This is a genomic window from Parvibaculum indicum, from assembly GCF_011762095.1.
Classification (GTDB): Bacteria; Pseudomonadota; Alphaproteobacteria; order Parvibaculales; family Parvibaculaceae; genus Parvibaculum; species Parvibaculum indicum.
Window position 1 is genome coordinate 265,839 of record NZ_JAASQO010000003.1, and the last position, 25,149, is coordinate 290,987.

The following is a 25,149-nucleotide window of genomic DNA, read 5'->3' on the forward strand; positions in this document are numbered from 1 at the left end:
ATCGACAGACGGGGCCGTTCATTTACCTCTCCACGAACAACGCCTCGCAGCCCGTGCCGGCCAGGATCGTATCCACTGCCTCGCGGTCGGCGGCGCTCAGCGCCGCATGTTTTTCCCTGAGCCATGCAAGGCATTTTCCCTGATAGGGGAAAGGCTGCTGGACCCATTCGCGGCCGTCGACTTCCGTGCGGACTTCGTCGTCGTCATTCATCAGCGCTTTGGCATTGGCGAGCATGACGGGGGCATAGACGCGGCCGACCTCATTGAGGAGGCTTTTGATTGTTTCGGGGATTGCACCTCGGTCGATCCAGTCTTCTTCCTTCGGGTCGACGCCGGATGAATCTTCCACGATATCGACCCAGGCGAAGACTCGCGGCGCGCGCCTGAGCGTTTCGTCCATCGGCGTCGGGTCGAAATGGGTAAGCTGGGTCAGCTGTCCGTAAAAGCCGAAATCGGACGCGCCGGGCCGTCTGCCCATCAGGTAAGGCGCGGTTTCAAGATGCGCTTTCAGCGCGTCGAGAATGCGCAGATAGCTCGCCTCGATCACCGGGGCGGTCACATCGTTGGAACCGACGACATAAAGCCGCTTGATCTGCCGGTCGGCGAAAACCCCGCCCATCTTTAGCGCTTCTTCTTCCGTTTGGGTGACGTTCCGCCAGCGGGGCAGGATCGCCGCCGCGCGGTCGATATCCGGCTTGTAGTGCCAGCGATAGTGGAACATCGCCTTGGTAAGCCATTCATCGGCGAAATCTTCCAGCAGATAGTCGAGAAACTCGATCACGGGATCGGCCGGCACGATCTTGCGGTCGGAAAACGCCGCCTCGAAGCGGCGGATGAGCGGCGTGGAATCCACCACGGCCTCCATCTCGCCCTTGTCATTCGGCAGATAGAATGTCGGCAGCAATTGTACTTTCGGCTTGGGCAGGCCGAGCGCCGCGGGCGCATCGCCGATCAGGAAACGATAGGGGATCAGCCGGTAACGCAGCACCGCCAGCATCTTCCGCGTATAGGGCGAGCCGGGCGCGCCGCTAAGCAGAACGGGTCTTGCCGTCATTGTCGTCTTCCTCCCCGTTTCTTCTTCTGGCACGAAGCGTGTCACCAAGCGCGACACGGCGTCAAGCTTTGCCGGAAGCCGGCTTGAGAAAATAGCACCATAAGTGCCAATATAATGAAAATGCCGGGGGAGGACGGGATGGAGACGTTTTGGGGGCAGGGATTCTGGGTATGGCTCGTAGCGCTGGCGCTTTATGCGCTCTTCCTCGCCTGGTATCGGAACTGGCGTGGGAAGCTGACGCCGCCTGAGGTCGAGCGCTACATCTCGGAGGCGGTTAAGGCCCAGGACGGCAACCTCGATGATTTCTCCGCTATCCGACAATTTCTCGAAGAAGATGACGGACGCGAATTCGTCATGGCCAATCTGGTCAAGGTGGCGTCCGGCAAGGTGCCGGACCCTGTAACCGGTGAGCCGGCGCCGGGCCCTGCGCTGCTTCGTCGTTACACTGGGCCGTTCATGCGTGCGCTTTTTGTCCGGGGCGGTCATCCGGCGCTCGTCGCACGCAAGGTGGGCGGTTATGTCGATGCATGGAACGTGGCGCCCGATCCCGGCTGGACGATGGCAGGCTTCATGCGCTACCGCAGCCGCCGCGACATGATGGAACTGGTGATCGATCCGCGTTTCCGCGATATGCATGCCTTCAAGATCGCGGCGCTCCCGGAAACCTTTTCCTTTCCGGCGCAACCGGTGATCCGGATCTACCTCGCACCGTTCGTCTGGGTGCCGATGTGGCTTGCGTTATGCGCCGCGCTGGCACAGCTTGCTATCCTGCTGGTCTGAGAGAGGGAGGACATCATGATCGTGGAGCTGGACGTGAAGCGTGCCGCTATCGACGAATGCCGTGTGATCGCACGGCAGGAGCGGGCGCTGGAAGAGGGCGAGATCGAAGTCGCTGTGCGCAAATTCGCACTGACCGCCAACAACATCACCTATGCGCTCACCGGCGACATGATCGGCTACTGGAAGTTTTTTCCCACGGAAGGCGAATGGGGCATCGTGCCCGTCTGGGGCTTCGGCGAGGTCGTGGCGTCACGCTGCGACGGCGTGCCGGAAGGAACCGAGATCTGGGGCTTCCTGCCCATGGCCTCAAGCGTGGTGATGCGCCCGGGGCAGGTCGCCGGGCATGGCTTCACGGATGAGGCGCCGCACCGCAAGGACCTGCCGCCGGTCTATAACCGCTACACCGTCACCAATGACGATCCCGCGGCGCTGAAGGCGCTGGCGGATGCGCGCTGCGTGTTCTTCCCGCTCTTCACCACTTCCTATCTCATCTACGACTATCTGATGGACAATGACTGGTTCGGCGCGAAGCAGGTCGTCATCGGTTCCGCCTCGTCGAAGACCGGCGCGGGCCTTGCCAATATGCTGGCGACGCATGCCAAAGGCAGCATTCGCGTAACCGGCCTCACATCGCCGCGCAACAGGGCCTTTGTGGAAAGTCTCGGCACCTATGACGAGGTCCGCCTCTATGACGACATCGCCGGGCTCGATGCCTCCGTGCCGAGCATTTATGTGGACATGTCGGGCGACGGAAAGGTTCTCGCCGCGCTGCATCGTCATTTCGGGGACAATATCAAGGCGAGCTGCGGCGTCGGGGCGACCCATTGGCAGGCCCCGCGCGATGCCGGCGAGCTGCCCGGCGCAAAGCCCGAATTCTTCTTCGCGCCCGCCCAGATCCAGAAGCGCGACAATGAATGGGGGCCGGGCGCGGCGATGCGTCGCGCGCAGGATGAGTGCGCGCGCATGGCCGGGGAGATGGAGCCGCATCTGAAAATCGAGCATGGCACAGGCGCGGAAGCGGTGAAGGCGGCTTATCTGTCCATGGCGCGCGGCGAAACGGCGCCGGACCGGGGCATCATGTTGTCCTTCGGCTGAGCCGCGTCAGGGGCGCGGCACGAGGGCTCCGGCCATATGCTTCATCGCCGCCCGCGCCGCCTTGGGCGAGAGGCTCTGGTCGTGGCGCAGCCTCTGCCACATCTCCATGCTGAGCGCGGCATCCAGCGCCTCGAAGGTCCGGCTGCCCGGCGCCATCTTCTTCGGCAGGACGTCGGCGAGCATCTGCCGCGTCATCCGGGCGAGCTGGGCATGGTCTTCCTGCAGGAAAGGCGAAAGATGGCGTTGCGTGTCGGCGGCCGTCTTGAAGGGCAGGATTTCCTCGAAAATCTTGGCGCGGCGCTCGATCATTGCGTCCAGCCTGTCACGCCAGCTCCGGCCCTCCAGCGGCGCGCGGAAGACCGGTTCGATCCGCCCCATCATCACCTGGTGGATTTCCCGATACACCGTTTCCATGTCGGAAAAGAGCCGGAAGACCGTGCGCCGTCCGACGCCGGCCTTGACCGCCACGGCCTCGGCGCTGGGCGAGACTTCGCCCGCCCTCGTCAAATCCATCATGGCTTCGATGATACGCTGTCGGGATGTGTCGGCCCGTCGCCGGCGGCCATCGGGGTTTTCCGGCGGGCTTTCGGCGGCGGTTGCGCCGGGGCGGGAACGGGAAGCGGATATCTGGCTGGTCATGACGGTCACAGACTAGCGTCTTATGCCCGCTTACTATAGGGCGATGCCGCCTGGCCGGCCGATGGCGATGGATCGATTTTGTCGGCATTGCAAATGACTATCAATATACGGTATAGCAAGCCGGAAGCGGGCAAGCGGCCCGGGTGCGGCCTTACGCACGGATTGGCCGGTTTGAATTAAAGGCTATTGTGACGGCACCATGAGCCGGCGCCGGCAATCCGCAGCCGGCCCCGCAAGATGTGTCGGAGTTGATTGAAAGGAAGGTCGATGGAACCCCAGACTGATGCCGCCGCGACGGGAAGCGCCGCGCCGCAGGCCGGGACGGCCGTCACGGGCGATATGCCATCGGCGGCGGTCACCGCCACGACCGAACAGGCAACCGGTCCCGCCGCCGAAATGAGCGCATTGGTAGGCGCGGGCGGCCCGGTGCTGATGATCATCATCGTCATGTCGGTCGTCGCCACGGCCTTCATCCTCGCCAAGATGTGGCAGTTCCGCCGTGTAAGCGAGGGCGGGGCCCGCAAGACCAAGCGTATTCTGGGCGATGCCGCCAATCGCAAGGACGCCGCCGACCGACTTTCTCGTATGAAGGACCCGGTGGCGCGCGTCGCGGCCGTCGCCCTTTCCGGCGTTCCGCAGGAACGCGCCTGGCGCGAGGCGGAAGAGACGATCGAGCCTTACCGCTCCCATATGCGTCTGCTGGAAGTGATCGCCGCGCTGGCCCCTCTGCTGGGCCTGCTCGGCACGGTGCTCGGCATGATCGATGCGTTCCAGGCGCTGGGCGCCGCTCAGGGGCGCGCCGATCCGCACATCCTGTCGAACGGTATCTGGGAAGCGCTGCTGACCACGGCCGCGGGCCTTGCCCTCGCCATTCCGGCGACCGCTTTCGTCAACTGGTTCGATCGTCGCATCGAGCGCATGACCTTCCATATGGAAACCGTGCTCTCGCGTCTTTTCGACAACGGGTCCGCCATGCATCTGCTGGAAGGAGACGAGCATGAGTCTCGCAGCCTCGCGACGCCTCGCGCGGCCGAGTAACAGCAGCCACGCGCGGATCAGCCTGACACCGCTGATCGACGTCATCTTCATTCTCCTGATCTTCTTCATGCTGGCTTCGCGTCTGTCGGCCTGGCACGACATCGACATTGCCATCGCGAGCGATAGCGGCACCCCGCAACAGGTGACGGGCGATCTGCATCGCGTGAGCCTGCTTGGCGATGGCGGCATGCTGCTGGATGGCGAAGCGCTGAACGCGGATATGCTGGCCGCCCGGCTCGCATCGCTGCCGAAAGACGCTCGCCTCATCGTGGACCCCGCGGCAGGCGTGCGGCTCGAAAGGGCGATCGGCGTACTCGACATGGCGGGCAAGGCGGGTATTGCCGCCTCTCTGGTGGCGGATGAGGGCAAGTCATGAAGCTCACGCGCCGCAGACGGCTGGCGGAGACGGAATCCGTCGTGCCGCTCATCAATATCGTCTTCCTGCTCCTCATCTTCTTCATGGTGGCGGGTGAGCTTGCCGCGCCGACGCCCTTCCCGCTGGACCCGCCGAAATCCTCCAGCGACCTGGCTTCGGAAAAGCGGGAGGCGGAGCTTTTCGTGAGCGAGGACGGCAAGCTCTCGTTCAACGGGGCGGATGTGACGGAAGAGACGCTTGCCGATGCGTTGGGGGCAATACCGCCCGAGCAGGTCCGCGTGGCGGCCGACGGCAAGGCGGAAGCCCGGCTGATCGGACGGTTGCTCGCCGGGCTTAGGGAAGCGGGTGTGAAGCGCGCATTTCTCGTGACGGTGAAGAATTAGGGCCGGACATGACGCTGACGCGCAATGAAATCGTGGCTTTTGTCGTCGCGGCTGTTTTCCTGCACTTTGCCGGATTTTACTGGGCGTTCTGGGGACGTCCTCCGTCGCCCGGCGCGGTGGCGACGGGCAGTGGCGGCCTCATGATCGAACTGGCCGGCCAGACCGGCACGGGCGGCGCGCAGCTTGGCGAGCAGCTCGAACCGGAACCCGAGCCGGAACCGGTGGAAGAGGTCGCGCCAGAGCCCGAGCCCGAACCGGTCGTAAAACCCACCCCGAAGCCGGAACCGGTCCCGAAAGCAAAACCCAAGCCCAAGCCGAAACCCGAGCCCAAACCGAAGCCCAAGCCCAAGCCCAAGCCGCAAAAACCGGTGGAAAAGAAGGAGGCCCCCAAGAAGGCGGCGGCGCCTGACCGTCGTTCCGGCACCGCCGACGCGGTGAAGGCTGACAAGGTCGGCAAACCGGGCATTGCAACGCAGGGTAAGGCCGGGGCCGGGCAGCATGCGGGCGGAGGTGCGCCCGGCGCGCGGGCCGACTATCGTTCGCTCATTATCGCGCGGCTGGCCCGCGAGAAGCGCTATCCGATGCGGGCAAGGATGCGCGGTATCGAGGGAACGGCGCTGCTCCGCCTGGTGATCTCGCCGGAGGGTACCGTGCTCTCCTCGGAGCTGGAAAAGTCCACCGGCAGCAGCCTGCTCGACAAGGAGATCGATCGGATGGTGGAGCGTGCGACCCCTCTGCCGCCCTTTCCGCAAAACATGGCGCCCAAGCCGCTCACCTTGCGCATTCCGGTCGAGTTCGAACTCCACTAGGGCACGCATCTCGCCATATTTCCCTTGCGTCAACTGTGGCTGACACGGTGCCGTTTCAATTTGCCGGTGAAATCCTCGGTCCGCGATGCTAGGAAAACGCTCATAAGAAAACCGGCCGAAGCCGGCACGAAAAGGGCAGGCGAGGAATGAAACTCTATCACTGCAAGGGCGCGCGCTCGCTGCGCCCGCTCTGGACGCTGGAGGAAATGGGTCTCGACTACGAACTCGAGACCATGCCCTTCCCGCCACGCTTTCTGCGCGAGGGCTATACCGACATCAATCCGGTCGGCACCGTGCCCTATTTCGTGGATGGCGAAACGGAGATGACGGAATCGGCGGGCATTGCCCAGTATCTGGTGGATGTCTACGGGCCGACCGATCTCGCGCTGACACCGGGCGACAGGGAATATGGCGCCTGGCTCAACTGGATCCATCGCAGCGACGCCACGCTGACGTTCCCGCAGACCATCGTGCTCCGCTACACGCAGCTCGAGCCGGAAGAGCGGCGCCTGAAACAGGCGGCGGACGACTACACGCAATGGTTCTTCGCGCGCCTACGCACCGTCGAGGCCGCGCTGGACGGTCACGACTATCTTTGCGCGGATCGTTTCACCGTCGCGGATATATGCGTCGGCTTTTCGCTCTACCTAGCAGACACGCTTGGTTTCAAGGGCGGCTTCAAGCCCAACACGGCAGCCTATTACGAGCGGCTCTGCGCGCGGCCCGCTTTCCAGCGTTCGATCGAATTGTAGGGAACGAGAAAATGTCCGATGTGAGTCAGAAGGAACTGGACGAGTTCCGCGCCGGCGCGCGGGCCTGGTTTGCCGAAAACGTGCCGTCCGAGCCGGATTTCATGCTGCCGCTGACCTTCATGGAAGTCGGTACGCAGGAACAGTTCGACTTCCTGCGCGACTGGCAGCGCAAATGCTACGAGGCGGGCTATCTCGGCGCCGCCTGGCCGAAGGAATATGGCGGCGGCGGACTGGCACAGGCCTTTCAGGATGTGGCGACGCAGGAAATGCACCGCGCGGGCGGCCCCATCATGCTCAATGCCATCGGTATCAACTGGGCCGGGCCGCTCATTCTCGACATGGGATCGGAGGAACAGCGCAAGGCCTATATCAAGGGCATTCTGAGCGCGGAGGACATCTGGTGTCAGGGCTTCTCCGAGCCCGACCACGGCTCCGACCTCGGCAATGCGCAGACCCGCGCCGTCCGCGATGGCGACGACTATGTCATCAACGGCTCGAAGATCTGGACGACGCAGGGCAACTACGCGAAATACATGATCCTGCTCGCCCGCACCGATCCCGATGCGCCGCGCAAATATGACGGCCTGAGCTTCTTCCTCGCGCCGATGACGGTGCCCGGCGTCGAAACCGTGCCGATCAAGAAGCTCACCGGCGAATACGGCTTCACGCAGACCTTCTTCACCGATGCCCGTATCCCGGCAACCTCGCTCATTGGCGGCGAGGGTAAGGGCTGGGCGGTCGCCATGCGCACGCTCGAATATGAACGCGGCGCGCGCGGCGGTCAGGCGGGCGGCTATGTCACCGTCTATCCGGATGTCGGCGAGGTGGTGGAGCTGGCCAAGCGCGCCTTGCGCAACGGCCATCCGGCCTGCGAGGACCCGATCATCCGCGACAAGCTCGTGAAGCTGCTGGCGACCTATCGCGGACTTCAGCTCAACGGCAAGCGCTCGCGCATCGCGCCGCTGGTGCAGGACAAGCCGATGTCCCTGCCGCTTTCCTCCAAGCTGATCGCGACGGAGTTCTATCGCGAGATCAATCAGCTTGCGATGGCCATGCAGGGGCCGCGCGGCGCCTATTATGTCGGCGAGCCGGAAGCCTATGACGAAGGCATCTGGCAGCGCTCCTATCTCAATGCCTTCTCCGGCACGATCGGTGGCGGCACCAGCCAGATCCAGCACAACATTATCGGCGAGCATGTGCTCGGCCTGCCGAAAAGCTGAGGGCGAGGAAACGACAATGGAACGAAACGTCACGCTCACATTCAGTGAAGAACAGGCCGAACTTCTGGAGGTCGCGCAGAATTTCTGCCGCGACAAGTCGCCCGTCCCGACCGTCCGCAAGCTGATCGAGGATGATCTGGGTTATGACCCCGCTGTCTGGGAAGAAATGGTCGCGCTGGGCTGGCTCGGCATCGCCGTGCCGGAAGAGTTCGGCGGCGTCGGCCTTTCCATGGCCGAAGTCGTGCCGGTGGTGGAGCAGATGAGCCGCCGCCTGATGGGTGGGCCTTTCGTGCCGGCGACGCTCGCCGCGCAGGCGCTCATCGCGGGCGGTACGGAAAAGCAGAAATCGGCGATCCTGCCGGAAATCTGTGCGGGCAAGGTGGCAACGCTGGCGCTCACCGAGCCGCATGCCGACTGGAACCTCACCCACATTGAGGCGAAGGCGGTCGAAGAGGGCGGCAAGCTGAAGCTCTCCGGCACGAAGATTTTCGTGGTCGATGCGGCAAGCGCGGAATGGATCGTCGCATCGGTGTCGAAGGACGGGGCACCCGCCCTCGTCATCATCGAGAAGTCGACCCTGCCTGAGGGCGCGCTGCGCCGCGAGGTGGTGGCCGATGAAACGCGCCGGTCCTTCCGGCTGGAACTCGACGGTGTGACCGTGCCCGCCGACGCGCTGCTCGATGTATCGCGCGCGAAGGAAACGCTCGATCATATCGACCTCGCAGCCTCGCTCCTCCTGTCGGCGGAAGCCTGCGGCGCGGCGGCGAGCTGTGTCGATTACACGGTCGAGTATCTCCAGACGCGCAAGCAGTTCGGCAAGCTGATCGGCTCCTACCAGTCGCTGAAACATCCGACGGTCGATGCGCTGGTCGCCTATGAGATGGCCCGCTCGCACCTTTACAATGCGGCCTGCACGTTCGGCCAGCAGGGCGAGGGCGAGATCGCGGTGCGCATGGCGAAGTCGGAAGCCTCCGACGCGCTTTCATTCGCCGCCGACCGCGCCATCCAGTTCCATGGCGGTTTCGGTTTTACCTATGAATGCGATGCGCAGCTTTATCGCCGCCGCAGCATGTGGTGCGAATATCTGCATGGCGACGGGCCCTATCAAAGGGCGAAGCTCGCCGATCTGCTGTTCTGAGGAAAAACGGCGCTCTGGATCGCAAAGGTCTCAGGCGCCGTTTCTTTCCGTCAGGCAACCGTTCATGAACGTGTCGAGTACGACATTGGTGTAGTGGCGTCGCAGATCGTCGCTGATCTCGTCCACGCCATAGACATATTTCAGGTTCGCTTGGTTGACGAAAATCTGCTCGCAGGCGCCCAGGGCCGCGAAATAGAACAGCATCGGATCTTCCACACGCATCAACCCGGCGGCCTGCGCCTCCCGGATGAGTCCGGTCGCGGCGCGGGCAAGGGGTGCGGCAAAGAATTCCGCAATTTCCTTGGACGCTTCCGTCGAGGCATCGCGCATCAGCGAATGCAGTAGCCGGTTCAGATAGGGATAGCGGAAGAAGGTCCAGATGACGCCGGCCAGATGCCGCTGGAATTTTTCCACGGGATCGATGTCGAGGGCGAGCAGCCTGTCGAGTTGTGCGAGCGCCTCTGTCGCGTTGCGCTTGGCAAGCGCCAGCAATAGCCCTTCCTTGCCCCCGAAATAATAGCTGACCAGCGCCACATTCACTTCCGCGCGCGCCGCTATTTCGGCGAGAGGAACGTCGATGGTCTCACGTTCGGTCATCAGGGCGCTGGCCGCGTCCAGAAGCTGGTCGCGCGCCGCGGGCCGGGCCGGAGCCGCCTTGATTTTCGCTTTCGCCTGCGGCTCCACCATCCCTCCTTGCGTTTCCGTTTTTTTGGATTTAAATACGCATTTAAGAAATTAAATACGCCTTTAAGAGGGCCCGCGCAAGACGGGTGATGAGGTTTAGGGAGGACGGGGATGAAGGTTACCGCAGCGGTGGTGCGCTCGGCTGAAAATGATTTCTCTATCGAAGAAACCGATCTCGACGAACCGCGCGCCGATGGGGGCTGGTGCGCTAAGGTCGTGCACACCATGGACCGGCGGTAAAACCGAAATCCGGAAAAACGAAACGAAAAAACGAAACAGGGAGAAACGTGAATGTCTGACGCATATATCATCGACGCATGCCGCACGCCGCGCGGCATCGGCAAGGTGGGCAAGGGCTCGCTCGCACATCTTCATCCGCAGCATCTGGCCCGCACCGTGCTGGCGGCCATCGCCGAGCGCAACGATCTGAACACCGCCGACGTCGAAGACGTGATCTGGGGTACTTCGTCCCAGCGCGGCGCGCAGGGCGGCGATATGGGCCGCATGGCCGCGCTTGATGCGGGCTATGACATCACGGCGTCGGGCGTCACGCTCGACCGTTTCTGCGGATCGGGCATCACCACGGTGAACCTCGCCGCCGCGCAGGTCATGTCCGGCATGGAAGATCTCGTCATTGCGGGCGGTACCGAGATGATGAGCTACACGGCCGCCACCGCCGATCCCAAGACCCCGCCCATGATGGATGCGGGCAATCTGCACCTGCGCAAGCTGCACCCGCAGTCCCAGCAGGGCGTTTGCGCCGATGCGATCGCGACGCTGGAAGGCATCGACCGCCAGGCGGTGGACGAACTCGCGCTCACCTCGCAGCAGCGCGCCGCCAAGGCCATCGAGGAAGGCCGTTTCGATAAGTCGCTGGTCACCGTCTACAATGACGACGGTTCGGTCGCCCTCGACCATGAGGAATTCCCGCGCCCCCAGACGACCATGGAAGGCCTCGCTGGCCTGAAGCCGTCCTTCACCGCCTGGACCGGTATTCCGGTGGACGAGCAGGGCACCACTTACGGCTCGCTCATCCAGCAGGTCTATCCGCAGATCAAGGAGTTCAACCACATCCACCATGCCGGTAACTCCTCCGGCGTCGTGGACGGTGCGGCCGCGATCCTCGTCGCCTCGAAGAACTACGCGGACAAGAACGGCCTGAAGCCGCGCGCCCGCATCGTCGCGACCGCCAATATGGGCGATTGCCCGACGCTGATGCTGAACGCTCCGGTGCCCGCCGCGAAGAAGGTGCTGGAGAAGGCCGGTCTCACCACGGACGATATCGACCTTTGGGAGATCAACGAGGCCTTTGCCGTGGTAGCAGAGAAATTCATCCGCGATCTCAAGCTCGACCGCGAAAAGGTGAATGTGAATGGCGGCGCCTGCGCCCTCGGCCATCCGATCGGCGCGACCGGCTCCATTCTCATCGGCACGGTGCTCGACGAGCTCGAGCGCCGCGATCTGAAGCGCGGCCTGGTGACCATGTGCGCCGCCGGCGGCATGGCCCCGGCCATCATCATCGAACGCGTGTAACACGCCGGAAGCCGGCGGGCGGGAATTCGCCCGTCCGCCGGTCCGGTGCAAACGTCGAATAAGTAATCGAAAGGCTTGACCCGATATGACCTACTCGATCACGGAACTCGCCAACGAATTCGAAATCACCCCCCGCGCTCTGCGGTTCTACGAAGAAAAGGGCCTGCTGACCCCGGCCCGCGACGGCCAGACGCGTATCTATTCCCACAAGGACCGCGCTCGCCTGCAGCTCATTCTGAGCGGTCGGAGCGTCGGTCTGACCTTGCGCGAAATCGGCGACATTTTCGATCTTTACCAGGCCGATGGCGATTGCGAGGAGCAATACAAGCTGGCCATTTCGCTCTTCCGCCGCCGCATGAAGGTCGTGCAGGAGCAGCGTGCGATGGTGGATCGGCAGATCGAGCGCCTGCACGATATCTGCAGCGATCTCGAGCAGAAGCTGGAAGCGACACACGAAACGCCTGCCCGCCGCGCGGCGAACAACGAAGTTCACGCCCCGGCCATGTCGTAACGACGCCTGTCGCAGGGCGGCAGGGAAGGCTGTATGGTTTTCGCGATAACAGCTCCCGGCAGAGGAGCGCAAAAGGCATATGGGAGACACCGAAATGAGTGAATTCAAGCTGCTGATCGGCGGCAAGCTGGTCGATGGAGCGAAATTCTCGCCCGTCCTCAATCCGGCGACCGAGGAAAGCGTGACCGATTGCCCGCGCGGGTCCGAAGGCCAGTTGAACGAAGCCGTGGCGGCTGCCAAGGCGGCGTTCCCCGGCTGGTCCGCAACCCCGATCGACGAACGCAAGAAGGTGGTCAACGCCATCGCCGATGCGATCGAGGCCAATGCCGACGATCTCGCCCGTATCCTGACGCAGGAACAGGGCAAGCCCATCGGCGACGCCACGATGGAAGTTTACGGCACGGCCGCTTTCTTCCGATATTTCACCTCGCTCGACCTGCCGGTAAAGGTGATCGAAGACAGCGAAGGCAAATATGTCGAGGCGCATCGCCGTCCGCTCGGTGTCATCGGCGCCATCGTGCCGTGGAACTTCCCGATGATCCTGATGGCGTTCAAGCTGCCGCCGGCCCTGATCTCGGGCAACACGGTGGTGCTGAAGCCCGCGCCCACGACGCCGCTCACCTCGCTGAAGCTCGGCGAACTCATCAAGGACATCGTGCCCGCGGGCGTGGTGAATATTATCGCCGACGAGAACGATCTCGGCGCGCCGCTCACCGCCCACCCCGATGTGCGCAAGATTTCCTTCACCGGCTCCACCGCGACCGGCTCGAAGGTGATGGAAGGGGCCGCTGGCCTCCTGAAGCGCATCACGCTGGAACTCGGCGGCAACGACGCCGGTATCGTGCTCGGCAATGTCGATCCGAAGGAAGCCGCGCCGAAGCTCTTCCAGAGTGCCTTCCAGAATTCCGGTCAGGTCTGCATCGCCATGAAGCGGCTCTATGTGCACGACTCGATCTATGACGAGATGTGCGACGAGCTCGCCAACATCGCCAATAACACCATCGTCGGTGACGGTCTGGAGCAGGGCACCCAGCTCGGGCCGCTCCAGAACAAGATGCAGTACGAGAAGGTCTGGGACCTCATCGAGGACGCCCGCAAGAGCGGCAAGATCATTGCCGGTGGCGAGAAGGTGGAAGGCAAGGGCTACTTCATCCGCCCGACCATCGTCCGCGATATCGAGGACGGCTCCCGTCTCGTCGATGAAGAGCAGTTCGGTCCGGTCCTGCCGGTGATCCGTTATTCGGATGCGGACGATGCGGTGTCCCGCGCCAACGCCTCCGATTACGGGCTCGGCGGTTCGATCTGGTCGTCCAGTAACGACGACGCCTACGATCTCGCGCTGAAGATGGAAAGCGGCTCGGTCTGGATCAACAAGCATGCCGATCTCGCGCCGAATATTCCCTTTGGCGGCGCGCGTTTCTCCGGTCTCGGCACCGAGCTTGGCGAAGAGGGCCTGCTGGAGTTCACCCAGCTCAAGGTCATCAACATGGCCCGCTGAGCGATTGCGTTCTGAGACGGCGAATGAAATGGCGGTTCCGGTTCATATCCGGGACCGCCTCTTTCATTCCTGAACACCGGCCAGGCGCGCATCGCGCGGCCATTTCGTATTAGATGACATCCGAAAAATAACACCCGGGAGAAGACACCATGAAGACCCGTATCACCGAACTCTTCGGTATCCAGCACCCGATCGTCCAGGGCGGCATGCATTTCGTCGGCCTTGCCGAAATGGCGGCGGCGGTTTCGAATGCCGGCGGGCTCGGCATCATTACGGGCCTTACCCAGCCGACGCCGGAAGACCTCGCGAAGGAAATCGCGAAGTGCAACGACATGACCGACAAGCCCTTCGGCGTGAACCTTACCTTCCTGCCGGGCTTCGCCAACCCGCCCTATCCGGAATATATCGACGCCATCATTCAGGGTGGCGTGAAGGTCGTTGAGACGGCGGGTCGCAGCCCCGAGCAGTACATGCCGGCACTGAAGGAAGGCGGCATCAAGGTCATCCATAAATGCACTTCGGTGCGCCATTCGCTCAAGGCGGAAAAGATCGGCTGCGACGCGGTGAGCGTGGACGGCTTCGAATGCGGCGGCCATCCGGGCGAGGACGACATTCCGAACATGATCCTGCTGCCCCGCGCGGCGGAAGAGCTGAAGATTCCCTTCGTCGCTTCCGGCGGCATGGGCACGGCTTCGCAGCTCGTGGCCGCTCTGGCGCTGGGCGCGGACGGCATCAACATGGGCACGCGCTTCATCGCAACGAAGGAAGCGCCGGTGCATGAGAATGTGAAGCAGGCGCTCATCGCGGCGAGCGAACTCGATACTCGCCTCATCATGCGCCCGTTGCGCAATACCGAGCGCGTGCTGGCCAATGAAGCGGTCGAAAAGATCGTGGAGATCGAGCGTGAAAAGGGCGCGGCGACCACCATCGATGACATCAAGGAGCTTGTCGGCGGCGTCTATCCGCGCGTCATGCAGAAGGGCGAGATGGATGCCGGCGCCTGGAGCTGCGGCATGGTCGCAGGTCTCATCCACGACATCCCGACCTGCAAGGACCTTATCGACGGTATGATGAAGGACGCGAACGAGATCATCCGCAAGCGGCTGGATGCGTTCGCCGCCGCCTGATAGAGGCTTTCCGTAACATTTCGAGGCAGCGGCCCGGACGGCTTACCGTCCGGGCCTTTTTCTTTGGCAAAGACATGGCGTTTTCGCGCAGAACGGGCGCGAGATGCTTTCATCTGATGATGACAATCGCCGGATAGAGTGTTGATACTGCTCAATGCGCTCTGCCCCGCGATGGGCAATGCTGCCCGTTGCGCCTGTTTGAAGGACCTGTCCGAAGGAGTTGCGTTATGGCCGGTGAAGCCCCCTCGTCCAAATCTCGCTCGAAACAGCGCGGAAAATCGCCCAAGCTCGAGGCGAACAAGGCCGCCGCCGGCCGGAAGACGTCTCCCGCGAACGACAGGGAAAACGGCGGGGGAAAGGGAGAAGTGGAAAACCCCTTCCTGGATTTTGCCGGGAAATGGCACGACGCCTGGGCCAATGGCATGAACGACCTGCTGGAGCGGCAGCGCGGCCTGAACCCGTTTCTGAACAACAGGCATCCGGAACGGGTAAAGCCGCAAGAGGAAGGTTGCCCGCCCACCGATGTGGAACCCGCCGCCAAGCTGACCAGCGTCGACCGGCTGATCCATGTCATGCTGGGGCAGGCCATGGGCGGCGTTTCGCCCGCCTCGCTCGGCCTCGCCTGGATGGACTGGAGCGCGCACCTGGCCATGTCGCCGGGCAAGCAGGCGCATCTGATGGAAAAGGCGCAGCGCAAACTTGCCCGTCTCGCCCTGCGCCAGATGAAATCGCTGCGCAAGAGCGAGCCGCAGCCGCCCTGCATCCAGCCCTTGCCGCATGACCGTCGCTTCGACGACCCTGCCTGGCGCGAACCGCCTTTCGACAGCCTCTATCAGAGCTTCCTGCTCATGCAGCAATGGTGGCACAACGCCACCACCGATGTGCGCGGCGCCTCGAAACATTCTCTCGACATGATGAACTTCATGTCGCGCCAGGTGCTCGACATGTACTCGCCCTCCAATAATCTTCTGACCAATCCGGAATTGTTGAAGACCACGATGGAGGAGGGCGGCGATAATCTCTGGCGCGGTTTCCTCAACGCGGTGGAAGACTGGGAGCGCACCAGCGCGGGCCATCCGCCGGTCGGCGCGGAAAACTACAGGCCCGGCAAGACGGTTGCGATCACCGAGGGCGAAGTCGTCTATCGCAACCGGCTGATCGAACTCATCCAGTACAAGCCGACGACGGAAAAGGTCGGCGCCGAGCCGGTGCTGATCGTACCGGCCTGGATCATGAAATATTACATCCTCGACCTCGAGCCGCAGAACTCGCTGGTGAAATATCTGGTGGACCGGGGCCATACCGTTTTCATGATCTCCTGGAAAAATCCGACCGCCGAGGATCGCGACCTCTCCATGGACGATTATCTCGATTTCGGGATCATGAAGGCGGTGAAAGCTGTCGAGGCGATCATGCCGGACAGGAAAATAGACGCCGTGGGGTATTGTCTCGGTGGAACGCTGCTTTCCATCGCGGCGGCCTATATGGGCCGCAATGGCGACGGGCCGCTTAATTCGGTCACGCTGTTTGCCGCCCAGACCGATTTCAGTGAAGCGGGCGAACTCAAGCTCTTCATCGACGACAGCCAGCTTACCTTCCTCGACGACCTGATGTGGGATCAGGGCTATCTCGACACCAAGCAGATGGCGGGCGCCTTCCATATGCTGCGCTCGCAGGACCTCATCTGGTCGCGGCTGGTGCATGAAAACCTGATGGGCGAGCGCGCGCCGATGAACGCGCTCATGGCGTGGAACGCCGATGCGACGCGCATGCCCTATCACATGCATTCCGAATATCTGCGGCACATGTTCCTGAACAACGATCTCTTCGAAGGCCGTTACGAGGCCTTCGGCCACCATGTGTCGCTGTCGGATATTCGCGCGCCGCTTTTCGTCGTCTCCACCGAGACGGATCACGTCGCGCCGTGGAAGTCGGTCTACAAGATCAACCTCGTCGCTGATGTGCCCATTACCTTCGTCCTGACCTCGGGCGGGCATAATGCGGGCATCGTGTCCGAGCCCGGCCATCCGCATCGCCATTTCCGGATTTCGACGCGGGAAGCCTCGCAGCGTTATCTCTCACCGGAAAGCTGGCTGGAGCGTACCCCGGTCAACGAGGGCTCATGGTGGCCCGGCTGGGTGGATTGGCTGGACGCCCTGTCCAGCGGCCGGACGGAGCCGCCCTCCATGGGGCTCGAAGGCACGGACTATGCGCCCATCACGCCCGCCCCCGGCCATTACGTACTCCAGACCTGAGGACCGGTTCGGTTTCTCCTAGCGGAATCGGACGTTCCGGCGCTTTCCCGGCCTCTCCCTCGCGGCTACTCTGCGGCGAAACAAACAAGGGAGGCTGCCCCATGACCGGGCCCAAAGACGCCACGAAAGCCACGTGCGAGGCGCATGAGAAGCTGAAGGGCGGACTGCCGCCGGCCTCCGAGCAGGATTTCGAGGACGCAAAGCGCGGCTTCATCGCGACGATCCCGGACGCGAAAGTGCTGAACGAGGCGGGCAACCCCGTTTGGGATATGGGCCAGTTCGCCTTCGAAGCCGACGGATGCGAGTGCCCCGACACGGTGAACCCGAGCCTTTGGCGTCAGGCGCAGCTCAATTCCATCCACGGTCTCTTCGAGGTCGTGCCGGGCATCTATCAGGTGCGCAATTTCGACCTGTCGAACATCACCTTTATCGAAGGCGAAACGGGCTACATCGTCATCGACCCGCTGATCTCGGCGGAACCCGCCGCGGCCGCGCTGAAGCTGATGCGCGAGCAGCGTGGCGACAAGCCCGTCACCGCCGTCATCTATACGCATAGCCATGTCGACCATTATGGCGGTGTGCGCGGCGTAATCTCCGACAAGGACATCGAGAACGGCCTGATGATCGTCGCGCCGGAAGGCTTTCTCGAAGCCGCGGTGAGCGAGAACGTGCTGGCGGGCAATGCCATGGGCCGCCGCGCGACCTATATGTATGGCGCGCTCCTGCCGCGCAATGCGAAGGGGCATGTCGACGCCGGTCTCGGCAAGACCGTTTCCATGGGATCGGTTTCCATCGTGCCGCCGACGAAAAGCATTTGCGAGACGGGCGAGAAGCTCGTCATCGACGGCGTGGAAATCGTCTTCCAGGTGACGCCCGATACCGAAGCGCCCTCGGAGATGAATTTTTATTTCCCGCAGTTCAAGGCGCTCTGCATGGCGGAGAACTGCTCTTGCCACATGCATAATATCTACACGCCGCGCGGCGCGCAGGTGCGCGACGCCAAGGCGTGGAGCTACTACATTAACGAAGCGATCGACCTGTTCGCGGGTGACACGGATGTGCTCTTTGCCTCGCATCACTGGCCGCGCTGGGGCAAGGAGCGTTCGATCGACTTCCTGAAGAAGCAGCGCGACATGTACAAATATGTGCATGACCAGACGCTGCGACTTGCCAATCACGGGCTGACGCCGGTCGAGATCGCCGAAGAGATTCAACTCCCGCCGACACTCGCCGCCGAGTGGTACACGCGCGGCTATTACGGCACGCTCAATCACAATGCCAAGGCCGTCTATCAGCGCTATCTCGGCTGGTTCGACGGTAACCCCGCAAACCTGCACAAGCATCCGCCGGTAGAAGCGGGCAAGCGCTATGTGGAGGTGATGGGCGGTGCCGACGCCGTGCTCGCCGCGGGCCGAAAGGCGTATGAGGCGGGGGACTATCGCTGGGTCGCGGAACTGGTGAACCATCTCGTCTTCGCCGACCCGTCGAACGAAGATGCCCGCCGATTGCAGGCCGATGCGCTGGAGCAGCTCGGCTATCAGGCAGAGTCCGGTCCCTGGCGTGCCTTCTACCTGACGGGCGCGATGGAGCTTCGCAATCCGCGTGCGCCGTCCGCTGCGCCGCGCCCGGGCGGTGCGGGCACCATTCTCGCCCTGCCGCCGGACCAGCTTCTCGATTCCATGTCGGTCCGCTTGAACGGCATGCGCGCAGGCGCGCGCGAGATCGCGCTCAACCTGCATTTCACCGATACCGGTGAGCGCTTCCTGCTCTCGCTTGAAAATGCCGTGCTGCACCATCTTCCCGACAGGGAGAGCGCGGATGCGGCGGCGAAGGTGACGCTGACGCAGGGGGCGCTGGCGCAAATCCTGGTCGGTCAGACCACCGCGCGCCGGCAGATCGAGGAAGGAAACATCGGCATCGAAGGCGACAAATCCGCTTTCATCGAACTCATGGAACTGCTCGATCTCTTCGATTTCTGGTTCGAGATCGTGATGCCCTGACCGGGGAAATGATTTCCGCCCTTCTGCCCGCGGCGTGGACCTGTCATAAATTCCGGCACGAAACCAATTGCCGATGACAGACCACGCCGCAAGGCAAGGGAGGAAACCATGTCAGACAAGAACCGTCAGTTTCGCCTGAAATCGCGCCCCACGGGCCGCATCGAAACCGGCCATTTCGATTTCGTCGAGGAAGCGCTGCCGGAGATTTCCGATGGCGAAGCGCTGGTGCGCACGCTCTATCTGAGCCTCGATCCCACGAACCGCATCTGGATGAGCGACATGGACCAGTACATGCCGCCCGTCGGGATCGGCGAGGTCATGCGCGGCGGCGGCATCGGCCAGGTCGTGAAGTCGAAATCCGCCCGCTATCCGGAAGGCGCCATCGTCAGTGGCATCACCGGCTGGCAGGACTACTGCATCGCCGATGAAGGCGAACGCGCCATGAGCGTGCTGCCCGAAGGCCTGCCGGTCGATCTGCCGGTCATGCTGGGCGCCTGCGGCATGACGGGGCTCACCGCCTATTTCGGGCTCCTCGAACTGGGCAAGCCCGAGCCCGGCAACACTGTGCTCGTCTCCGCCGCCGCGGGTGCCGTTGGGTCCGTCGTCGGGCAGATCGCGAAGATCAAGGGCTGCCGCGCCGTCGGCATCGCGGGCGGCAAGGAGAAGTGTGCCCACATCGTCGAGGAACTCGGTTTCGACGCGGCGGTCGACTACAAGGCATCGGACTGGCGCGAACAGCTCGTCGCGGCGACGCCCGATGGCGTCGATGTGAATTTCGAGAATGTCGGCGGTGAGATCATGGAAGCCGTGATGACCCGCATGAACCTCTTCAGCCGCATGCCGCTTTGCGGAATGATCTCCGGCTACAACACGGGCGATCCAGCCATGCGCGCGGATTATTCGCCCATCCTGATGCGCCGCATCACCGTGCGCGGCTTCATCGTCATCGACTTCATGGAGAAGTTCGCCGAAGGCACCATGCAGCTCGCGCAATGGGTGGCGGAAGGCAAGCTCAAGCACCGCGAAACCATCGTGGACGGCCTCGAAAAGGCGCCGACCGCCGTCAACATGCTGTTCGACGGCACCAATGTCGGCAAGCTCGTCGTCAAGGTCGCCGACAAGGCGTAAGGAACGGAGCCCGGCGTCTTGTTAGAGGCGTCGGGTTTTCCCCGTATTGGCGCGCAGATGGGCGCAATAGGTCATGCGGCCATGCGCTTCCACCTTGGTGATGGTCGCATCGACCGGAAATTCCTCGCCATCCTTGCGCAGGCCCGTCACCGGCCCGCGCTCGCTCATCCAGCGCGAGGCGGTCTTGCCGCGCCCGAAGGCGGCGATATCCGCGGCATGGCCCGGACGGAAGCGCTGCGGCAGCAGCATGTCGAGCGGCTGGCCCAGCACTTCGTCGGCGCGATAGCCGAACATCTTCTCCGCCTTGAGGTTGAAGAAGGTGATGTTGCGATCCGCATCGATGATGACGATGCCGTCTTCCGCGATCTGCAGGATGCGGGAGAAGAGAAGATGCTTCTCCTTGAAATCGATCATCTCCTGCCGCGCCACACTGTTGTCGCGCACGGTGATGAAAAAGCGTTCCGCGCCGCCGAGATCGGCTTTCACCACGCGTACATCCACCGGCATTTCATGCCCGTCCTTGCGCCGTCCGGTGAGGTTCAGGAAGCGTGATTGCTCATGCTCGCTTTCGCCGGCCCAGCGGGTAAGCCATTTCATCGGCTCCGCGCGCTGGCCTGCCTGTTGCGGCACAAGGATCGTGATGCTTTTGCCCACGACCTCGCTTGCCTCATAGCGCAAAAGCTTTTCAAGCGCCGGATTGACATAGGTGATCTCGCCCTGGGGCGTCGAAACGATGATCGCTTCGGGCACATTTTCGACCAATGTCCGGAAGAAGCCTTCCGTTTGCGCATCATTATCTGAAGATGGCCCGCTCATTTCGTTCCTCCGAAAACCGTTCCCGGCAAAAGCGCCGGTGGCAGGGCCTGGATGCGCGCCCTGCCACCGGGCTCCCCTATTCGGCCGCCGCGACCTCGCCCGTCGGGTGGCCGCCTTCCATTGCCTGAAGAACGCGCTGGTCCTCGGCGATGGGAATGCCCGCTTCCTCGTATTTCTTGCGGATGGTCGGCGTCAGCAGGCCGACACGCGCCAGCGCGGGCATCATCAGGTCTTCAAGCGCATGGACCTGTCCGGGCGGAAGCGCCTGGGTGATGCCGGCTTCCTGGGCTTCCTTGAGGCCCTTGAAGAAGTCGTCCGCGTCGATATTGCTGTTCTCCAGTACCTGCATGAAGCCGGGATCGACCTTGTTGGCGATCGTGCCCGCCGTCTGCGCCTGCACGAGGATGTTGACCGCGCCGAAGGCGAACTCGGCGAGATCTTCCAGCTCGTCCTCCGGCAGCTCCTTGAAGACCGGACCGAGGAACACATGGCCGAAGGAGACGTGGCGGGATTCGTCGCGCATCACGTTGAAGGTCAGCTTCTTCAGGAGCGGGCAGGTGGTGGACCGGTACATGTTGTTGAAGGCGCCGAGCGCGAGGCCCTCCACGATCATGTTCATCCCGATCATGACCTTCTCGTAGCGGTCGGACTGAAGCGTCGCGTCGATGAGCTGCTTCAGCCAGGGCGACATGGGATAGACCATGGCGATCTTGTCGCAATATTTCGAATAGACCTCGACATGGCGGGCCTCGTCCATGGTCTGCGTCGCGGCATAGAGCTTCGCGCCTTCATCCGGCACGGAATGCGTCACGCAGGCCGCCGTCATCAGCGCGCCCTGTTCGCCATGCAGGAACTGCGAGAGAAGCTGCGCCGTCGAATGCGCGGTAAAGGTTTCCTGCTGCGATTTCGACAGCTTCTTGAAGAAGGGCATCTGGTGATAGATGTCCGACCGGTCGTTCACCAGCGGCTTGGAGGGATCGACTTCCGTATCCCAGGGCAGCAGTTCGTCGCTGTCCCACTGGTTCTGCTTCGCCCGGTTGTAGAGATCCTCGACCTTGTCTTCGGAGAACATGTATTTGAACGTCCATGCGATATCCATGGGGTTCTTGTAGATGTCGTCCGGCGTCATGCTGACGCGCCAGTCGCCCTTGGTGACGACTTCATGCTCCTGGGTTGTGCTCATCGTCCTTCTCCTGGTTGGCCGCATTCAGCGGTGTTGTTCTCGGGACGGATGTTTCCCCGTCCTCTTTCTTTTCAACGCACGGAATTCAGTACTGACGGGCAGGTGTTTTCACCACGAGTCCGTCGAGCGTGTCGTCAACCTTGATCTGGCAGGAAAGCCGGCTGTTGTCGGCGACGTCGAAAGCGAAATCCAGCATGTCGCGTTCGAGTTCTTCCATGGGGGGCAGCTTCTCGAACCAGCCATCCTCCACATAGACATGGCAGGTGGCACAGGCGCAGGCCCCGCCGCAATCGCCGTCGATACCCGGAATGGTGTAGCGCAGTGCGCCCTCCATCACGGTGAGCCCGTTGGGGACGTCCACGTCATGCTCGGTCCCGTTGAACTCGATATATTTGATCTTCGCCATCGTCCCGATTTCTCTTCCGGTCTCCGCCGTGGTCGGTTGTTCTTGTTTCGGGCGAATACCCACAAAAAGAGTAATGCTATTTAGGCGGCGAGAAGAATGCGGCAAACTGTCCGGGCCATGCTGCGCTGCATGATGGATGCGCCGTTCCGCCATGTCTGAAAATGATCCAATGTAAGGCGGCACTTACATTTCCGACACATTGCGACGAATGGCGGCACAACCCGGTTGCCATGGCGGTTAGGTTTTCTCCGGTGGTCCGAGCTGATGAAACGGAGAAAATTCGATGGGTGACGACTGCCGGACAAAACTTCCTTCCCGCCGTCCTGGGAGGGATGTCCGCTTCCTTGCTTTGCTTGCCGCCGGGTCCGCCCTTGCCCTTTCCGGCTGCGGTGGAGGCGGTGGCGGGGGCGATGCGCCGCCATCTCCATCGCCCTCTCCGACGCCGTCGCCGATTTTCGATCCGCTCGTGGACATCCCCTCGCCCGTCGTGCGAACGCCGGTCGTGCCCATCCGGACGGTGGAATACGACAACTCGACCTATCTCGACGGCATTCATGCCGACGGCGCCTATGCGTTGGGCGCCACAGGCAATGGCATCAATATCGCGATCATCGACGATGGCATTTCCGAAACGAGTCCGGAGCTTTCGGGCCGTGTGCGCGAGTATATCGACACGACGGGCTCTTATCCGTCCGGCGGACTTGCCGAGCACGGAACGTCGGTTGCCTCCATCGCCGCCGCGGTGCGCGACGGAACCGGCATTCACGGGGTCGCGTTCAACTCCTACCTCTATGACATCAACGTCTTCACCAAAGCGGCGTCAGGCGACGTTTCGGCCACCGACGCGGATATCGGCGAGGCACTGAACATCGTCGCGGGCAACAATCCCGCCTACAGTTCCGTGAATGCGCGCATCGCCAATATGAGCCTGGCCGGAGACGGCAGCTTTTCGTCGTTCACGCTTGGCGCCATGCGATCGGTCGCGGCGGCCGACAGGGTGATGGTCATTTCAGCCGGCAATGACGGCAATGCGCAGCCGGCGCCAACGGCGCGGGCCGTGACCGACCCGAATATCGGCCCTTCCATGTTGATCGTCGGCGCGGTTGACGACACCGGTACGATCACCGGTTTTTCCAATCGTGCGGGAAGCTATGGGGAGTATTTCGTCGTGGCGCCGGGCCAGCGGCTCATCACGGCTGCGCCGGATGGTGGATATGTCTTCTTCTCCGGCACCAGCGCCGCGACGCCGGTGGTCAGCGGCGCATTGGCCGTGCTGGCCAACGCCTATCCTTTCCTGACCGGGCCGCAGCTTGTCGCGCTGATCAAGCAGACGGCGGACGATCTCGGCGCGCCCGGGGTCGATGCGGTTTACGGCTCCGGCCTCGTCAATCTCACCACGGCGATGAACCCCGTCGCCCCCCTGGTCATGACGGTGGGCAACACGGTGTACGCCCTTACCGCGCCGCTATCCGCGGCGACGATTGCCACGGGCAGCGTGCTGGGTGGCTTCAAGGGCGGCAACACCATCCTGCTCGATGCCTATCGCCGCGCCTATACCGTGCCGCTCGACACCTTCACCGCGCGCCGGGCGAGCCTTTTCGACGGCTTCACTGGCATAGACGGTCGCGCATCCGGCGTGGGGATCGCGACCCTGCTCGACAACTGGTATCCGGAGAAGGGCGCTTCGCTCGCCTTTGGCAGCGGCGTGGCGGCGCGTCATGTGTCGGCAGCCCATGCCGTCGCGCTGTCCGGCAACACCTTCGCCATGTCCATGCGCCATGCGGGTGTGGCGAGCCTGGTGGCGATGTCGGGGCTGGAACCTGCCGCGGGCAATGGCCGGTCTCTGTTCCTCTCCACAGGCGCCGCCGCGACGCCGCAAGGGGCGTTTTTCGACGAGGGTGTGTCCGGTGTCGCGCTGGGCTGGCGTCGCGACGGCCTGCGCATGACGGCGAGTTACGCGGCTGGGCGCAATATCCGTGGACAGAGCGATCTTATGCAGTCCTCCATGGCGGTGAAGACGGGACCGGTCGAATGGGGGCTGTCGGGCAGCCTGCTGAACGAGGATGGCAGCCTGCTGGGCGCCTTTGGCCAGGGTGCCTTCGCGGGCGCGGGCGGCCGCACCGGATTTGCGACGGCGAGTTTCCGCTACGAGGCCGGCGCCGACTGGTCGTTCGCGGCAACCTATACGCGCGCGCGCCTCGAGGAGGGGACGCTCGGCAACGGCCTGGCATTGCGCAATGTCGAGGGCGATGCCATGTCCGTGACCCTGTCCGGCCCGGCGGGCTGGCGCGAGGGCGACAGGCTCGGTTTTCGCATGGCACAGCCCCTGCGCGCCGAAAAGGCGACGGCCAATGTCTGGCTTCCGGTCGGCCGCGACATGGCGGGCAATATCCTCCGGCGTCATCAGGCGGTCGGCATGGAGCCGGACGGACGGGAGCTGGATTTCGAACTGGCCTATGCGACCCCCTTGCCGGAAATCGTCTGGGGAAGAGCAGCCTTCTTGACGCTTAACGGCTTTGCCGCGCTGCAACCGGATCATGTGGCCTCGGCAGGCCCCGCCTATGGGATGGCGGCCCAGTTCACCTTCCGCTGGTAGAATTTGCCGTGCAGGGAAGGAGAGTGTGGCGCGGCTGCCATAGCCATTCGGAAAGCGTTAAGGATGAATCCCGCCCCTGCGCCTGCCTCACATTGGCTGGGTGCGAAACCGCCGTCTCGCGTTATAGT

General features: G+C 62.9%; 24 protein-coding genes. 18 read left to right on the forward strand and 6 right to left on the reverse strand.

The window, feature by feature from the left end; genetic code table 11:
• Nucleotides 1-22: 22 nt before the first annotated feature.
• Nucleotides 23-1,054 carry a glutathione S-transferase N-terminal domain-containing protein gene (locus FHS78_RS05600; protein WP_167091479.1) on the reverse strand — a complete coding sequence of 344 codons (1,032 nt, stop codon included), beginning with the start codon at nt 1,052-1,054 and terminating at the stop codon, nt 23-25.
• A 138-nt stretch (nt 1,055-1,192) separates the two neighbouring features.
• Here FHS78_RS05600 and FHS78_RS05605 point away from each other — a divergent pair, with 138 nt between their 5' ends.
• A complete protein-coding gene (locus FHS78_RS05605; RefSeq protein WP_167091482.1) occupies nt 1,193-1,834 on the forward strand; it encodes a hypothetical protein in 642 nt (213 codons plus the stop codon).
• 15 nt (nt 1,835-1,849) lie between these two features.
• Entirely contained in the window at nt 1,850-2,929 is a 1,080-nt protein-coding gene (locus FHS78_RS05610) for a DUF2855 family protein (protein ID WP_167091485.1), read from the forward strand.
• Between the two features lie 6 nt (nt 2,930-2,935).
• Here FHS78_RS05610 and FHS78_RS05615 read toward each other — a convergent pair whose 3' ends face one another.
• Nucleotides 2,936-3,568: a TetR/AcrR family transcriptional regulator gene (locus tag FHS78_RS05615; protein ID WP_167091487.1), complete on the reverse strand. Its 633-nt coding sequence runs from the start codon at nt 3,566-3,568 to the stop codon at nt 2,936-2,938.
• Nucleotides 3,569-3,835: 267 nt separating this feature from the next.
• Here FHS78_RS05615 and FHS78_RS05620 point away from each other — a divergent pair, with 267 nt between their 5' ends.
• The 7 genes from FHS78_RS05620 (at nt 3,836) to FHS78_RS05650 (ending at nt 9,284) form a co-directional block, all read left to right on the forward strand.
• A complete protein-coding gene (locus FHS78_RS05620; RefSeq protein ID WP_167091489.1) occupies nt 3,836-4,606 on the forward strand; it encodes a MotA/TolQ/ExbB proton channel family protein in 771 nt (256 codons plus the stop codon).
• Nucleotides 4,566-4,982 (forward strand): ExbD/TolR family protein, encoded by a 417-nt coding sequence (locus tag FHS78_RS05625; protein ID WP_167091492.1) that lies wholly within the window; start codon nt 4,566-4,568, stop codon nt 4,980-4,982. The genes FHS78_RS05620 and FHS78_RS05625 overlap by 41 nt, the downstream gene beginning before the upstream one ends.
• Nucleotides 4,979-5,365, forward strand: coding sequence for an ExbD/TolR family protein (locus tag FHS78_RS05630; protein WP_167091495.1), 387 nt, complete (start codon nt 4,979-4,981; stop codon nt 5,363-5,365). Before FHS78_RS05625 ends, FHS78_RS05630 begins: the two co-directional genes overlap by 4 nt.
• An 8-nt stretch (nt 5,366-5,373) precedes the next feature.
• Entirely contained in the window at nt 5,374-6,174 is an 801-nt protein-coding gene (locus tag FHS78_RS19585) for an energy transducer TonB (protein ID WP_167091498.1), read from the forward strand.
• A 146-nt stretch (nt 6,175-6,320) separates the two neighbouring features.
• A complete protein-coding gene (locus FHS78_RS05640) occupies nt 6,321-6,926 on the forward strand; it encodes a glutathione S-transferase family protein (RefSeq protein ID WP_167091501.1) in 606 nt (201 codons plus the stop codon).
• Between the two features lie 11 nt (nt 6,927-6,937).
• A complete protein-coding gene (locus tag FHS78_RS05645; RefSeq protein WP_167091504.1) occupies nt 6,938-8,146 on the forward strand; it encodes an acyl-CoA dehydrogenase family protein in 1,209 nt (402 codons plus the stop codon).
• 16 nt (nt 8,147-8,162) lie between these two features.
• Complete coding sequence (locus tag FHS78_RS05650) at nt 8,163-9,284, forward strand: acyl-CoA dehydrogenase family protein (RefSeq protein ID WP_167091507.1); 1,122 nt, start codon at nt 8,163-8,165, stop codon at nt 9,282-9,284.
• A gap of 30 nt (nt 9,285-9,314) precedes the next feature.
• Here FHS78_RS05650 and FHS78_RS05655 read toward each other — a convergent pair whose 3' ends face one another.
• Nucleotides 9,315-9,971: a TetR family transcriptional regulator gene (locus FHS78_RS05655; protein WP_167091510.1), complete on the reverse strand. Its 657-nt coding sequence runs from the start codon at nt 9,969-9,971 to the stop codon at nt 9,315-9,317.
• Between the two features lie 108 nt (nt 9,972-10,079).
• On the opposite strand from FHS78_RS05655, the gene FHS78_RS19590 reads away from it, so the two are divergent.
• The 8 genes from FHS78_RS19590 to FHS78_RS05690 all read left to right on the forward strand — a co-directional run bounded on the left by FHS78_RS19590 (nt 10,080) and on the right by FHS78_RS05690 (nt 20,020).
• The gene (locus FHS78_RS19590) at nt 10,080-10,208 is read left to right on the forward strand and encodes a hypothetical protein (protein ID WP_281356576.1); all 129 of its coding nucleotides are present in this window, start codon (nt 10,080-10,082) and stop codon (nt 10,206-10,208) included.
• Nucleotides 10,209-10,259: 51 nt separating this feature from the next.
• Complete coding sequence (locus tag FHS78_RS05660; protein ID WP_167091513.1) at nt 10,260-11,501, forward strand: acetyl-CoA C-acetyltransferase; 1,242 nt, start codon at nt 10,260-10,262, stop codon at nt 11,499-11,501.
• A gap of 85 nt (nt 11,502-11,586) precedes the next feature.
• The gene (locus FHS78_RS05665) at nt 11,587-12,012 is read left to right on the forward strand and encodes a MerR family transcriptional regulator (protein WP_167091516.1); all 426 of its coding nucleotides are present in this window, start codon (nt 11,587-11,589) and stop codon (nt 12,010-12,012) included.
• A 94-nt stretch (nt 12,013-12,106) separates the two neighbouring features.
• Nucleotides 12,107-13,510 (forward strand): aldehyde dehydrogenase family protein, encoded by a 1,404-nt coding sequence (locus FHS78_RS05670; protein ID WP_167091519.1) that lies wholly within the window; start codon nt 12,107-12,109, stop codon nt 13,508-13,510.
• 149 nt (nt 13,511-13,659) lie between these two features.
• On the forward strand, nt 13,660-14,637 hold the full coding sequence (locus FHS78_RS05675) for an NAD(P)H-dependent flavin oxidoreductase (protein ID WP_167091522.1): 978 nt from the start codon (nt 13,660-13,662) through the stop codon (nt 14,635-14,637).
• A gap of 227 nt (nt 14,638-14,864) precedes the next feature.
• On the forward strand, nt 14,865-16,892 hold the full coding sequence (locus FHS78_RS05680; RefSeq protein WP_246220356.1) for a PHA/PHB synthase family protein: 2,028 nt from the start codon (nt 14,865-14,867) through the stop codon (nt 16,890-16,892).
• 101 nt (nt 16,893-16,993) lie between these two features.
• On the forward strand, nt 16,994-18,892 hold the full coding sequence (locus tag FHS78_RS05685; RefSeq protein ID WP_167091525.1) for an alkyl/aryl-sulfatase: 1,899 nt from the start codon (nt 16,994-16,996) through the stop codon (nt 18,890-18,892).
• 108 nt (nt 18,893-19,000) lie between these two features.
• Entirely contained in the window at nt 19,001-20,020 is a 1,020-nt protein-coding gene (locus FHS78_RS05690) for an NADP-dependent oxidoreductase (protein ID WP_167091528.1), read from the forward strand.
• A 21-nt stretch (nt 20,021-20,041) separates the two neighbouring features.
• Here FHS78_RS05690 and FHS78_RS05695 read toward each other — a convergent pair whose 3' ends face one another.
• The 3 genes from FHS78_RS05695 to FHS78_RS05705 all read right to left on the reverse strand — a co-directional run bounded on the left by FHS78_RS05695 (nt 20,042) and on the right by FHS78_RS05705 (nt 22,425).
• Nucleotides 20,042-20,836, reverse strand: coding sequence for a PAS domain-containing protein (locus tag FHS78_RS05695; protein WP_167091531.1), 795 nt, complete (start codon nt 20,834-20,836; stop codon nt 20,042-20,044).
• A gap of 76 nt (nt 20,837-20,912) precedes the next feature.
• Nucleotides 20,913-22,019, reverse strand: a complete 1,107-nt coding sequence (locus FHS78_RS05700) for a ferritin-like domain-containing protein (RefSeq protein WP_167091534.1) — start codon at nt 22,017-22,019, stop codon at nt 20,913-20,915.
• Nucleotides 22,020-22,104: 85 nt separating this feature from the next.
• Nucleotides 22,105-22,425, reverse strand: a complete 321-nt coding sequence (locus FHS78_RS05705; RefSeq protein WP_167091537.1) for a 2Fe-2S iron-sulfur cluster-binding protein — start codon at nt 22,423-22,425, stop codon at nt 22,105-22,107.
• A gap of 466 nt (nt 22,426-22,891) precedes the next feature.
• Between FHS78_RS05705 and FHS78_RS05710 the strand changes: the two genes are divergently transcribed.
• Nucleotides 22,892-25,021 (forward strand): S8 family serine peptidase, encoded by a 2,130-nt coding sequence (locus tag FHS78_RS05710; RefSeq protein WP_167091540.1) that lies wholly within the window; start codon nt 22,892-22,894, stop codon nt 25,019-25,021.
• Nucleotides 25,022-25,149: the final 128 nt, after the last annotated feature.

Bases quoted from the DNA above. Each gene is read 5' to 3' on its own strand.
- FHS78_RS05600 (WP_167091479.1), bottom strand. From the start codon at position 1,054: ATGACGGCAAGACCCGTTCTGCTTAGCGGCGCGCCCGGCTCGCCCTAT.
- FHS78_RS05605 (WP_167091482.1), top strand. From the start codon at position 1,193: ATGGAGACGTTTTGGGGGCAGGGATTCTGGGTATGGCTCGTAGCGCTG.
- FHS78_RS05610 (WP_167091485.1), top strand. From the start codon at position 1,850: ATGATCGTGGAGCTGGACGTGAAGCGTGCCGCTATCGACGAATGCCGT.
- FHS78_RS05615 (WP_167091487.1), bottom strand. From the start codon at position 3,568: ATGACCAGCCAGATATCCGCTTCCCGTTCCCGCCCCGGCGCAACCGCC.
- FHS78_RS05620 (WP_167091489.1), top strand. From the start codon at position 3,836: ATGGAACCCCAGACTGATGCCGCCGCGACGGGAAGCGCCGCGCCGCAG.
- FHS78_RS05625 (WP_167091492.1), top strand. From the start codon at position 4,566: ATGAGTCTCGCAGCCTCGCGACGCCTCGCGCGGCCGAGTAACAGCAGC.
- FHS78_RS05630 (WP_167091495.1), top strand. From the start codon at position 4,979: ATGAAGCTCACGCGCCGCAGACGGCTGGCGGAGACGGAATCCGTCGTG.
- FHS78_RS19585 (WP_167091498.1), top strand. From the start codon at position 5,374: ATGACGCTGACGCGCAATGAAATCGTGGCTTTTGTCGTCGCGGCTGTT.
- FHS78_RS05640 (WP_167091501.1), top strand. From the start codon at position 6,321: ATGAAACTCTATCACTGCAAGGGCGCGCGCTCGCTGCGCCCGCTCTGG.
- FHS78_RS05645 (WP_167091504.1), top strand. From the start codon at position 6,938: ATGTCCGATGTGAGTCAGAAGGAACTGGACGAGTTCCGCGCCGGCGCG.
- FHS78_RS05650 (WP_167091507.1), top strand. From the start codon at position 8,163: ATGGAACGAAACGTCACGCTCACATTCAGTGAAGAACAGGCCGAACTT.
- FHS78_RS05655 (WP_167091510.1), bottom strand. From the start codon at position 9,971: ATGGTGGAGCCGCAGGCGAAAGCGAAAATCAAGGCGGCTCCGGCCCGG.
- FHS78_RS19590 (WP_281356576.1), top strand. From the start codon at position 10,080: ATGAAGGTTACCGCAGCGGTGGTGCGCTCGGCTGAAAATGATTTCTCT.
- FHS78_RS05660 (WP_167091513.1), top strand. From the start codon at position 10,260: ATGTCTGACGCATATATCATCGACGCATGCCGCACGCCGCGCGGCATC.
- FHS78_RS05665 (WP_167091516.1), top strand. From the start codon at position 11,587: ATGACCTACTCGATCACGGAACTCGCCAACGAATTCGAAATCACCCCC.
- FHS78_RS05670 (WP_167091519.1), top strand. From the start codon at position 12,107: ATGAGTGAATTCAAGCTGCTGATCGGCGGCAAGCTGGTCGATGGAGCG.
- FHS78_RS05675 (WP_167091522.1), top strand. From the start codon at position 13,660: ATGAAGACCCGTATCACCGAACTCTTCGGTATCCAGCACCCGATCGTC.
- FHS78_RS05680 (WP_246220356.1), top strand. From the start codon at position 14,865: ATGGCCGGTGAAGCCCCCTCGTCCAAATCTCGCTCGAAACAGCGCGGA.
- FHS78_RS05685 (WP_167091525.1), top strand. From the start codon at position 16,994: ATGACCGGGCCCAAAGACGCCACGAAAGCCACGTGCGAGGCGCATGAG.
- FHS78_RS05690 (WP_167091528.1), top strand. From the start codon at position 19,001: ATGTCAGACAAGAACCGTCAGTTTCGCCTGAAATCGCGCCCCACGGGC.
- FHS78_RS05695 (WP_167091531.1), bottom strand. From the start codon at position 20,836: ATGAGCGGGCCATCTTCAGATAATGATGCGCAAACGGAAGGCTTCTTC.
- FHS78_RS05700 (WP_167091534.1), bottom strand. From the start codon at position 22,019: ATGAGCACAACCCAGGAGCATGAAGTCGTCACCAAGGGCGACTGGCGC.
- FHS78_RS05705 (WP_167091537.1), bottom strand. From the start codon at position 22,425: ATGGCGAAGATCAAATATATCGAGTTCAACGGGACCGAGCATGACGTG.